Origin of the sequence: Veillonella parvula, from assembly GCF_902810435.1 — a bacterium.
GTDB lineage: Bacteria > Bacillota > Negativicutes > Veillonellales > Veillonellaceae > Veillonella.
Map to the genome: position 1 here is coordinate 1,899,805 of NZ_LR778174.1, position 12,541 is coordinate 1,912,345.

8 protein-coding genes and 1 other RNA gene are annotated in these 12,541 nt (G+C 43.2%); all 9 read right to left on the minus strand.

Going from position 1 to position 12,541, the window contains the following annotated elements; genetic code table 11:
- Positions 1-12: 12 nt before the first annotated feature.
- Positions 13-264: a hypothetical protein gene (locus tag FNLLGLLA_RS08710; protein WP_004694917.1), complete on the minus strand. Its 252-nt coding sequence runs from the start codon at positions 262-264 to the stop codon at positions 13-15.
- Between the two features lie 4 nt (positions 265-268).
- Entirely contained in the window at positions 269-865 is a 597-nt protein-coding gene (gene recR / locus FNLLGLLA_RS08715; protein WP_004694915.1) for a recombination mediator RecR, read from the minus strand.
- A complete protein-coding gene (locus tag FNLLGLLA_RS08720; protein WP_008714816.1) occupies positions 866-1,195 on the minus strand; it encodes a YbaB/EbfC family nucleoid-associated protein in 330 nt (109 codons plus the stop codon).
- A gap of 141 nt (positions 1,196-1,336) precedes the next feature.
- A complete protein-coding gene (gene dnaX / locus FNLLGLLA_RS08725; RefSeq protein WP_156697297.1) occupies positions 1,337-4,015 on the minus strand; it encodes a DNA polymerase III subunit gamma/tau in 2,679 nt (892 codons plus the stop codon).
- A gap of 168 nt (positions 4,016-4,183) precedes the next feature.
- Positions 4,184-4,283, minus strand: an RNA gene (gene ffs / locus FNLLGLLA_RS09890) — signal recognition particle sRNA small type.
- A gap of 113 nt (positions 4,284-4,396) precedes the next feature.
- Entirely contained in the window at positions 4,397-8,980 is a 4,584-nt protein-coding gene (gene gltB, locus FNLLGLLA_RS08735) for a glutamate synthase large subunit (protein ID WP_021148599.1), read from the minus strand.
- 315 nt (positions 8,981-9,295) lie between these two features.
- A complete protein-coding gene (locus FNLLGLLA_RS08740) occupies positions 9,296-10,165 on the minus strand; it encodes an RluA family pseudouridine synthase (protein ID WP_156697299.1) in 870 nt (289 codons plus the stop codon).
- 1 nt (position 10,166) lies between these two features.
- Positions 10,167-11,360, minus strand: a complete 1,194-nt coding sequence (locus FNLLGLLA_RS08745) for a GNAT family N-acetyltransferase (protein WP_118091255.1) — start codon at positions 11,358-11,360, stop codon at positions 10,167-10,169.
- 237 nt (positions 11,361-11,597) lie between these two features.
- Positions 11,598-12,533: a DUF2156 domain-containing protein gene (locus FNLLGLLA_RS08750; protein ID WP_058948150.1), complete on the minus strand. Its 936-nt coding sequence runs from the start codon at positions 12,531-12,533 to the stop codon at positions 11,598-11,600.
- Between the last annotated feature and the right edge of the window lie 8 nt (positions 12,534-12,541).

Sequence of the window (12,541 nt, forward strand, 5' to 3'; positions counted from 1 at the left end):
AAAAACCTCCTGTTATTTAATGCCGTAATATATAGCAGCTAAGACCATAGGAATAGGGCCTAAAATTGCTGTTAATGCCCAAATACCCACCCCAATATCCATTGGAATATTAAGTATATGAACGCATACCCAGTAGGTTAACCCACCAATCACAACATTCATAGCCACCCGTTTAATGGTGAAAAATGCTACTTTGAAAGCAATGTAGGCTACAGCAATGGAAATAACCGCCGATATAATCGGTGATGCTAATAAAGCTCCCATACTACTATCCTTTCATTTCTTGACGGTTCACTACGGCACCGCCTAGCGTTAATTCATCGGCATATTCGATATCGCCACCCACAGGAACACCGCGGGCAATTCGCGTTACCTTGATGCCACTTGGACTTAATAATCTCGCCAAATACAGAGCTGTTGCTTCCCCTTCGACATCCGGGTCTGTCGCGAGGATAACCTCTTGTACAACACCATCGCGAAGGCGTGCAATTAATTCTTTTACGCGAATATCGTCAGCACCGATGCCCTCCATAGGGGACAAGGCACCTTCCAATACATGATACAAGCCCTTGTAATCACCACTGCGCTCGATAGCAATGACATCGCGAGATGTTTCAACAACCATGATTGTCGTTTGATCGCGATTTGGATTGCTACAGAATTCGCAAGGATCTTGAGCTGATAAGTTAAAGCAAATAGAACAGTGACGCGTAGCCCCCTTCGCTTCTACGATAGTTTCCACGAGGCGGTCTACCTCTTCCTTCGGCATTTCTACCAAATGATAAGCCAAGCGTCTAGCCGACTTAGAACCGATACCAGGTAAGCGGCGCAGCTGTTCTACGAGCCGTTCTAAAGCGTTTGTCATTTAGAATAAACCTGTTGGCAAGTTTAGACCACCAGTTACCTTGCCCATTTCTTGAGCCAAGAGGTCGTCTACTTTTTTACTAGCTTCGTTTACCGCAGCCATTACTAGATCTTCTAACATTTCTACATCTTCAGGATCCACTGCTGTTGGGTTCAATTTCAAAGATTCGATGATTTTTTCGCCATTCATCACAACAGTTACGGCACCGCCACCTACGGAAGCTTCTACAGTACGAGTTTTTAACTCTTCTTGCATTTTCTTCATATCTGCTTGCATTTTTTGAACTTTTTTCATCATGCCAGTCATATTGCCCATACCTTTACCAAACATTGTATTTCCTCCTTTTAGGACATCGTCCTATACTAATATTCTAAGTCCATATCATTAACAATATATGACATAGATTTATTACATATGTGTCACCTAATAGCCCCAAGGCCAAAGGTTATTATATAACAATTACTTTTTTATCTATTCTTCGATAACCTCGACTATGATGTCATGGTCTTCAGATAATTTTTCTAATGTTTCCGCCAAGAGAGGATTGTTTCGTTCCTCTTCTGTCATATGCTCTGGATCCCAGGCGTATTCTCGAGCCACCGTAACGCTATCGATTGCTTCTACTTCAATAGGTGCTGGTGAAAGCATTGTATTTCCATCACTTTGGTATGGGGTTCCCTCACGAGGTTCACCCCCATCAGACTTTGGGACAGCTTCAACCTCGATATGCGCACCGCTATCCATAGGGCGCTCTAACACTTCGCCATCCTCGCTGATAACAGTCACACTATCTAATGGATGTGGTGGCATATCATCTAAGGATGATACATAAGAACCCTCCATATCGTCTACAGGCACATCATCAAAGGAATGAACCGGAATATCATCCCCTTCTATAGAACCTGCTAAAGACTCAATAGAAATTTCACCATCTGGCACCTGTGTCGCAGAACTACCATCAAAGGATGTAATTGGCACATCACCACTGGATGCTGGCTCTGTTTCTACGCCAGCTCCTAATGCAGTTTCTGATGCATCTATTGTAGTTGTATTCGCACTATCACTAACTACCGTATTTGCAACGGCACCGCCGGTTTTCTTAGCTAAGAATGCCATCGCCGCAGCCTTAGCCGCGTCCACGGCTGCAGAATCAGGCTTACTCTCTTGCGGATTATTGGTTAAATCCATTTGTGTCGGTTCCGCACCTGAAGTCGTCTTTACGTCAACCATCGGTTCTTGTGGTCGTTGGGGTGCTTTTACTTGGCGTTGTGTGGTGCTACCAGCAGCCTTTTTATAGTCTTTATAAACTTGCGTGAGAGCATCCACGATTTCTACATGTACTGCATAGCCCAGTGTATAGGTGAAAGCATCAACCGCCTCCGCCAAATTCACTTCATTGGTCATTACATTGAGATGCAATGCATTTTTAAAGGCCATGACCGCCTTGCTTTGGTCTACGTACACCAGCTGACCTTGACCGATAACGGTAGAGGTCATATTGCGATTGCTATCCTTCAAGTATTTAATCACATTGGATTGTACATTGCGATACTCTTGAGCAGACAAGATTTGGTCACTAATGATGGCCTGTGTACTAATGCCTTTTTTACCGCGACCTTTAGCTTGGTTTCTCGTGTTTTTTCGGGAAACTGGGTCTCCATTATTCGGTGGTGGCGCCATGCCAACGCCGCCCATTGGTGGCGGAGCCATACCCACTCCATTCATCGGAGGCGGTGTACTACCTGGTGCTCCCATCGGTGGAGGCGTCATACCTATACTCGCAGGCGGTGGTGTCATGCCTACGCTGCTTGGAGGTGGCACAGTGCCAACAGCAGTATTTTGAATACTACTCATGGAAGAATTCTGTACAGCAGCATTATCTACAGGAACAAAGCTGTTCGCATAGCCGCTAGGTGGACCAAATGCATTAGCACTATAAGCTGGTGTAGGAGCCGCTGGGCCTCGTTGTTCCAATTGAGCCATGCGGTTCAATAAATCATTTCGTTCAGATCGCTCAGCACTTTCTAGAGCATATACACGATCTTCTAAGCTTTCATCAACAGAGCCTAATTTAGCACAAAGCACGAGTAGACCCATTTCGATGATGGTTCGTGGATTGTCCACTTGTTTCGCATCATTCATGATGGATTGAGCACTGCGTACATATTGGTTAAGTTCATTGAAATCAACACTATTGGCCTGAGCTAGGAACTCATTCTTAAAGGTATCGTATACCTTGAGCTCATCCGCATCAGGAGCCACCTTACCAACGAGCAAGGCACGCACATGTTGAATGAGGGCTTCCATAATCTGCGTCGCATCGCGACCTTCCGCCAATGCATCGTGAACGTAGGATAATACTTTAGGGCCATCGCCGTTGCGCAAAGCATCTAGGAAGTGAATAATCCATTCCTTACTTACGAGACCGATTAACTCTTCCACCACTTGCGGTGTAATAGAGCCCGTTGCCATACCTGCACATTGGTCTAGAATACTCAAGGCATCACGCAAACCACCATCTGCATGAACAGCGATAAGCTGAGCCGCCGCAGAATCAAGACCAAAGCCTTCTTTTTCTGCTACGTAAGATAACCGTTGTGCGATGTCATCAGAAGTAATGCGTCTAAAAGTATAGCGCTGACAACGAGACACGATAGTAACAGGCAATTTTTCAATTTCTGTAGTGGCAAAGATAAACATCACATGAGCAGGAGGTTCTTCGATTGTTTTTAAAAGCGCGTTCCACGCCTCTGTAGTGAGCATGTGGGCTTCGTCTATGATAAAAACCTTTTTACGCCCTTCAACAGGCATAAATTTGACGCTTTCACGAAGAGCACGCACCTCATCGATACCGCGATTTGATGCGGCGTCAATTTCAAGAACATCCATGGACTGTCCGCTCAAAATCGATTTACAAGCACTACACTCGTTACAAGGGTGATCCGTTGGCCCCTGCTCGCAATTGATAGCGCGCGCAAAAATCTTCGCCATGCTCGTCTTACCAGTCCCCCGCGGACCGGCAAATAAATAGGCATGAGCTACCTTATCCTCCCGGATAGCGCGCATCAATGTATCAGACACCTGATGCTGACCAACTACATCGGTAAATGTCTGCGGACGATACTTACGATATAGCGCAATATATGCCATTGGAACACCCCCTTTTTTCCGAAACTTGCAATACTTTATTATACCATATTCAAGAAAATCCGACTCATTTTATAGAGTTTTATCAGTAATTTACACTAGTCATTTGAGCCCATCAATTAGACATAAAAAAAGCGGCCCTACAGGCCGCCTTGCAATATTCGATCACGACAGCCCCCGGGGTCCCCGTGGCACATGAAGGTTACCGCTTAGTGCTGCTACCTCTCAGTCCTGACACGATTCACAGGCCTCCATTGCACAGGCCCGAGAACTGCCATGATCCAATATTGCAATACAAATATTATACATGAAAAAGCCTCTATAGTCAAAGCTATAGAGGCTTTTCATATATCCTATCCAAACGATATTCAATCAAATTAAAAATTATTTTGCATATTTCTCTTTAAATGCAGCCAATTGTGCTTCTTCTAAGGATAAGCCTTGTTCTTTGAAGCGTTCAATAGCAGCTTGCATTTCTTCATAGGCTACAGGCACAACTTTTGTAAATCTGTTTACAAAGTTATTCCAGTTTTCTAAGATGTGACGGCCTTTAGCAGAGTTAGTATGCAATACATGTTGTTCTACTAGTTCTTTAATGCGTTTAAGGTCATCATTATTGGCAGTACGTAATTCTACGAGACCTGTGTTGACATAGCGTTCATCGCAATCAAGGATGTACGCATAGCCACCGGACATACCTGCTCCAAAGTTACGGCCAATTTTACCGAGTACGAGCACTTCGCCACCAGTCATGTATTCACAGCCATGGTCGCCGACGCCTTCCACAACGGCAGTGATACCGCTGTTACGTACGGCGAAACGTTCACCAGCTACACCGTTGATGTAGGATGTACCAGAGGTTGCACCATAGAAGGCAACGTTACCGATAAGGATATTTTCATCAGCTTCAAAGATGGATTTCTTAGGTGGATATACAGTGATAGTACCGCCGGACAAGCCTTTACCGAGGTAATCATTCGCATCACCTTCAAGTTCTAGTGTCATGCCTTTAGGAATGAAAGCACCGAAGGATTGACCCGCAGAGCCTTCGAAATTCAACTTGATTGTATTGTCTGGCAAGCCGCTTTCACCATAACGACGTGTCACCTCAGAACCAACCAAGGTACCTACAACGCGGTTGATGTTAGTGATAGCCAATTTAGCGCGAATCGGTTTTTGATCCTCAATAGCAGGACGGCACATACGCAAAAGTTTGGACATATCCAAGGTGCGTTCCAACTCGTGATCTTGGTCAACCATGTGCATATGTCCCACAGAGGAATCAATGTATGGACGGAACAATATGCGTTTAAGATCAACGCGAGACAATTTGAAGTTATCATCTTGAGATTTTTGACGCACAAGATCGATACGACCAACGAGCTCAGCTACGGAGCAAATACCTAAACGAGCCATGATTTCACGCAATTCACGTGCGATGAAAATCATCAAGTTTTCAACATATTCAGGCTTACCTGTGAAACGAGCACGCAATTTTTCATCTTGTGTAGCTACACCGTAAGGGCATGTATTAAGATTACATACACGAGCCATTTTACAGCCCACCGCAACGAGTGGCAATGTACCAAAGCCGAATAACTCAGCACCGAGCATGGCTGCTACAGCCACATCAAAACCAGTCATCAACTTGGAGTCTACCTCTAATTGAACACGGTCACGCAATCTGTTGAGCATCAAGGTTTGATGAGTTTCAGAGAGACCAAGTTCCCAAGGTACACCTGCATGTTTTACAGACGTGCGACCTGCTGCACCTGTACCACCATCGTATCCGGAAATCAAGATGTTATCTGCTTTTGCTTTCGCAACACCAGCAGCAATTGTGCCAACACCTGCTTCAGAAGTCAATTTAACGGAAATACGCGCATCTTTGTTGACGCATTTCAAGTCGTAAATCAACTCTGCCAAGTCTTCGATGGAGTAAATATCATGATGCGGTGGTGGAGATACGAGCTCAACGCCTGGAGTGGAGTGACGAGCCTTGGCAATTTCAGGATATACTTTTTTGCCTGGTAATTGACCGCCTTCACCTGGCTTAGCGCCTTGAGCACATTTGATTTGCAATTCTTTTGCATGAATGAGGTAGTTTGCGGTTACCCCAAAACGACCAGATGCAATCTGTTTTACTTCGGAGTTCATGCTATCGCCGTTTGGCAATGGTTTAAAACGATCTACATCTTCGCCGCCTTCACCAGAGTTAGATGTGGAGCCTAAACGATTCATAGCGATGGCAATGGCTTCATGCGCCTCTTTACTGATCGCACCGTAGCTCATAGCACCAGCTTTAAAGCGTTTTACGATGGATTCTTCAGGTTCAACCTCTTCGATAGGAATACCGCCACCTACAGGGTAGTTCAATTCCATCAAGGAACGCAATGTAACGTGGTAATCATTGCGAATCGCTTTGGAATATTCTTTATATTTTGCGTAGTCGCCGTTGATAAGAGATTCTTGTAAAAGCTCGATTGTCTTAGGATTGAATAGATGCTCTTCCCCATCTTTTACAGGACCATACCAACCGCCTGGTTCGAGTACTGTTTCATCGGATTTGAAAGCACGTTCAAAACGAGCTAATGCTTCATGTGCTACCCCACCAAGACCAATACCGCCAATACGTGTTGGTGTATTTACGAAGAACTTATTAATGAAGTTAGTATTCAAGCCCAACGCTTCAAAGATTTGTGCACCGTGGTAGGAACGAACTGTGGAAATACCCATTTTGGACATGACCTTCATAATGCCACCTACAGCGGCCTTGATGTAGTTCTTTTCTGCCTGTTCTGGTGTAATATCGCCAAGACGTTTCCGAGCTTGTAAATCGCGTACAGTTTCAAGCGCCAAGTATGGGTTGATAGCTGTTACACCATAGCCGATTAATGTACAGAAGTGATGTACTTCACGAGGTTCACCAGATTCAAGGATGAGACCAATTTCTGTACGCAATACTTTGCTAATCAAGTGATTGTGAACGGCTGCTACAGCCAACAACGCTGGAATTGGCGCATGATGTTCATCGACACCACGATCAGATAAAATCAATACATTTTGATCTGTACGAGCTGCTTCTTCTGCCTTAGCACACAATTCATCTAATGCATCGCGCAAGCCTTCGGCACCCTTAGTTGGATCAAATAGGATTGGCAAGGTTACAGATTTCATGCGACGGCAATCAAGAGCTTTAATGGATGCCAATTCTTGGTTTGTAAGAATTGGGGTACGCATGGACAATGCATAGGTACCAGCTTTGTTAGGTTCTGTTAAATTCCCAGAGTTACCAAGCATAACCCGTGTAGATGTAACCATTTCCTCACGAATAGAATCAATTGGAGGATTCGTTACTTGCGCAAACATTTGCTTGAAGTAGCTATATAACAATTGTGGTTTATCTGACAAGATAGCTAAAGGCGCGTCCGCTCCCATGGCACCAACAGGATCTTTCCCATCTTTTGCCATAGGCACGATCATGCGCACAAGGTCTTCTTGGGTATAACCAAAAGCTTGTTGTTCTTTGAATAAATCATCTACTGTTGGAATTGTACTTTCATCGGCTTGCGTAATTTCAGACAAATGAATAACGTGTTCCTTTACCCATTCATTGTATGGTAATTCAGTAGCGACACGATGTTTGATTTCTTCATCAGAGATGATACGTTGCTCCGCTGTATCAATGAGTAGCATTTTACCTGGTTCCAAACGGCCTTTAGCGCGGATGTTTTCAGCATTTTCGTTTACAACGCCAACCTCGGAGGCCATGATAACGCGATCATCTGTTGTCACATAGTAACGAGCAGGACGCAAACCGTTACGGTCAAGGACACCGCCGATAACTGTACCATCGGTAAAGCCCATAGCCGCAGGACCATCCCAAGGTTCCATCATAAAGCTATTGAACTCATAGAAATCATGTTTTTCTTGACTCATGAGATTATTGCGTTCCCAAGGCTCAGGAATCATCATCATAATCGCATGAGGCAAGGAGCGGCCTGTCATGTGCAAGAATTCTAATGTGTTATCAAACATAGCAGAGTCAGATCCGCTATCATCTACTACAGGGAATACCTTTTTGATATCTGGGAACAATGGAGATTCCGCTTTACCTTCACGAGCATTGATCCAGTTTACATTGCCGCGAATGGTGTTGATTTCACCATTGTGAACTAAGAAACGGTTAGGATGTGCTCGAGCCCAACTTGGGAATGTATTCGTACTGAAGCGGGAGTGAACCATTGCCAATGCGGAGGTAAAATCAAGGTCGCTCAAATCAAGGTAAAAGTCGCGCAATTGACCAGGTGTTAACATACCTTTATATACGATTGTTTTAGAAGACAAGGAGGCAATATAAAAATCGCTAGACAATTCCTTGCTCAATGGAATAATGCGTTTTTCCGCCAATTTACGAATGATATATAATTTGCGTTCAAATTCCTTATTGTTAGTTACATCTGGGCCTTTGCCGATAAGGATTTGAATCATCCAAGGACGAATCGCCGCAGCCTCTTTACCAACCTTTGTACCATCTACCGGTACTTCACGCCAGCCGAGAACAACTTGCCCCTCTTCGCGTACGACCTCTTCGAGAATTCGTTTTTGCTCGTTACGGAGACTTTCATATTTATGGGCAAAGACCATACCTACGCCATATTCGCCAGCTGCAGGTAGATTAATACCAAGCACTTCACACTCGCGCTTGAAGAACTCATGTGGGATTTGTACTAAAATACCGGCACCATCCCCAGTATCCTTGTCGGCACCGGCACCGCCACGATGTTCCAAGCGCTCTAAAATGCGTAAACCATCGTCGATAATATCATGAGATTTTTTCCCCTTAATATTAACAACGAAGCCCATGCCACACGCATCCTTTTCAAATTGGCTACTGTACATACCATTGGCTTCAAGTCTAGCTTGATCTAGACGTTGTTGCTCTATTGTGCTTTGCTTCATATCCATAACGTGCACTCCTTCATATCACTTGATCATTCCAAGCACTGCGGCATCGTTCCGTTCGGTCTTGGTAAAAGTATAACTAACAAACTATTTCTCTATAAAATTATCAATTTAACATTCTATAGAATTTTATGTCTATACACAGTATACTCCTGTCCACTGTGAATTGAAAATATAAAAAAAACATAGTCTATGCTTTTCATGCATAGACTATGAGTTTTTATCACTATTGTTTTTTGTATACAAGGATACAGGGATAATAAGCTTCTCATCCAATAAATACGATAGTCTTATTATTTAGAGTGGAAAAACCAACAGTTATTTTTCTCGACCAAAATTATCCCCTACTTCACAGGTAATCGTAATAGCTTCGTCTTTACCATACGGCACGAAAGTTAGCTCTGATGCGTGCAAACATTGGCGTGTATAGGGCTTATTGCGCGTACCATACATAGCATCACCAATAATAGGGTGACCAATATGTTCCATGTGAACCCGAATTTGATGAGTTCTGCCAGTCAACAACTTAAAACGTAACAGAGTGTTGTCTCCTTCATGACCGAGAACGGTATATTCCGTTTGAGCCGACTGACCAAACTCATCGATAACACGGCGATTATCAAATACTGGATCTACCCCAATAGGCGCATCTACCATGCCATCCACATCAATACGACCTTCTACAAGTCCTGTATAAATACGATCGATACGCCCTGCTTGTAGCTCATCAGTATAATATTGTTGTGCTTCCTTTGTTTTACCAAATAGAATACACCCCGATGTATCTCGGTCGAGGCGATGCACAGGACGAACCTTATGAACTACACCCTTTTTCGCATAATAACCAGCTATATAATTGCTTAAGGTGCAAGACTTTGTTTGCCCTGCTGGATGAACGAGCATAAAAGGAGCCTTATTCACAACTAGGGTATGAGCATCTTCATAGAGAACGGTAATCGGCCCCTTTTCTACGTCTACTCCATAAGCCTTATCTTGTGGTAATTCTAAGGTTAATACATCACCCTTTTTAAGTGCTCGCTGCGAATGAGCCACACGGCTATTAACTTTTACCCGTTTCTTGCGAAACATCATTTGGATATCCCGAGCGGATAGGGAAAATCGTTCCTTTACATATTTAGAGACCGTCAACTCTGTCGGTTCTTTCACCGTATATGTTTTCCAGCTCATATTACCACCACTCGTTAATATACGTTTTTTGTTCAGGATAGAGAATATCGAAATAGTCTAACCATTCTTCGCTTACTGAAAGTTTCCCTTCAAACGCAAGGTCTCGAGCCGTAAGTGTGCCCATTAATAACTGGCTCAACGCACCGACCTCAATGGTAATATCTGTTTCATCCTCTATCGTATCAGAAATCTTTTTAACGGATGGAGTTAATGCACTGCCATATTGTACTTCATAGCGACCTTCGTTCCAACTGCAAAGCCCATCTTTTACAGCAAAGATCATTGTTATAGGCATCATCAATGCCTCTTGATTGACAGGAATTGCTTCAAAAGCAGCTTTTACATCTACAATACGACTCATCATATATGGCATGGTAGCGTGGCCAGTTCTACCATCAGGATAGAAGCGATAATATGTATCGTGAAGGCCTTCATTCCAACGGATAGACGTACCTTGAGAACGGTGATTATAGAAATAATTTAATAATGCACGTTGTGCACGGCGTGTCGTGTAAACCAGCTCAGTAACAGGAATTTCAGGCTGACCTAAACGATACACTGCATAGCCTTCAATGACATGGTCATCGTTGCGCACTACAGCAACATTTACACCTTCTGCAAAGAAGCTGCCTAACAAACGTTTCCATTCCTTTTCGCCACGTTCTGCGTAGCCAGAAAGACGAGCCGTATATGTTTTATATACTGGATCTAACAAAGTCCATTGATCTACGCTATTTAGTAAGCCAAAGCTCAACGTTTTATCTGTCATAGGGCGCAAGTCTTCTAGCGACATGGTGTTCACCCATTGATGAGCATAAAGTTCCCAACCATATTGCTGATAGAACGCTGCCTTGGATGGCATCAAAATCGTCATAGCTTGACCGCGTTTACGAAGCTCCTCTAGTGCAGCAGTTAACAGTGCACCGCCTACACCACCACGGCGGGCTGCTGGATGCGTTGCAACGCCTACCATATAGCTCGTAGGCAATACGGCACCACGTACATTAAGATTGTATTGACGCAAATGAACGGTACTCAACAATTGGTCCTGTTCTAACCCGACCATTGTATTCTCTGGTTCATAGCAATTTGTAAAATAATATTGAAAGAATGGATCTTCCTTTGGTTCAAAGCAGTACGCCCATAGATTTTCTACATGAGGCGTATCTTGAGCCATCGCAATTCTAAATTCCATAATTTTGTCCTCGTTATATCATAAGAGCCGTTATCTATCTATCGCGTCACAGCGTATAATATCTAATCTGATCTAATTTAAGCACATCATATCGCCATATCGCCATATCGCCATATCGCCATATCGCCATATCGCCATATCGCCATGATGATACGATAGTTACATTCAAATAGATAGTCTAACAATTCTATTATAACAAAATGAGCTATGAAGCACATCGACTTCATAGCTCAGATTTTATTTACCACCTGTCGCATTATCTGCTTCGTTAGCATATACTGCGTCATATTTTTCAGCAAAATGATCTGGGTTATAAGATTCTTTTGCTTGGCGAAGACCAGGCAAGCCCATATCTTCTTCACGGTTAATGAATTCTACATCGCTGAATTCATGACGAATAAATTCATTATTGATCGCTTGGTACAAACCACGAATATCTGGATTTGCTTTTTCAATATGAATCAACGCCATTTTATCATTCAACAATTCACCGATACTGAAAGCTTCCACGCGGCCAAACAATTTAATGGTGCCGCCTTTAAGGCCTAGCACATCCCAGTTATCAAATAATAAATTGATAGCAACCAATTCATCTTCGATACCTTCTTCATGATGGGTTTCTACCCAAGATGCTGCTGTTTCGCGGCATAATGGAATGATATCTTCTGTAATTGGCACATATTCATAGTTGGAATATTGCATGCGGAATTGATTTAAATGGTTTTTCTTTTGACGGAACTTCTTACCGGACAAATTGATAAGATCTTCAGACTTATAAATGTATTCGTAGTTATCGCGGTCAGGTGTGAATGTGTAGCGTCCAGGACATAATTCTTCCATGCGCTCTTTCATGATTTTGCTAATACCTTTGAAGCGGAATGGCAATTTATTTTCCACAAACCATTCTTTAGCGCGCAATAAACCATCAAGGAACTTTGCATCTTTACCAGCAAATGGAGGCAATAGGAATGGTTCACGCTTACCGCCACCTTGAATGTACAACACGCCATTTTCTTCAGCCCAACGAATGCCGTACGCATCTTGCCACATAAATAATGTAGTAAAGCAGTTATCAGATGCTTCATAATGATGTTGTTCAAAATACTTGTCGATTAATGGTTTATCTCTTAATTCAAAACGTTTAAATTCTAAAATAATAATCCCTCCTATCAGATTCCTCT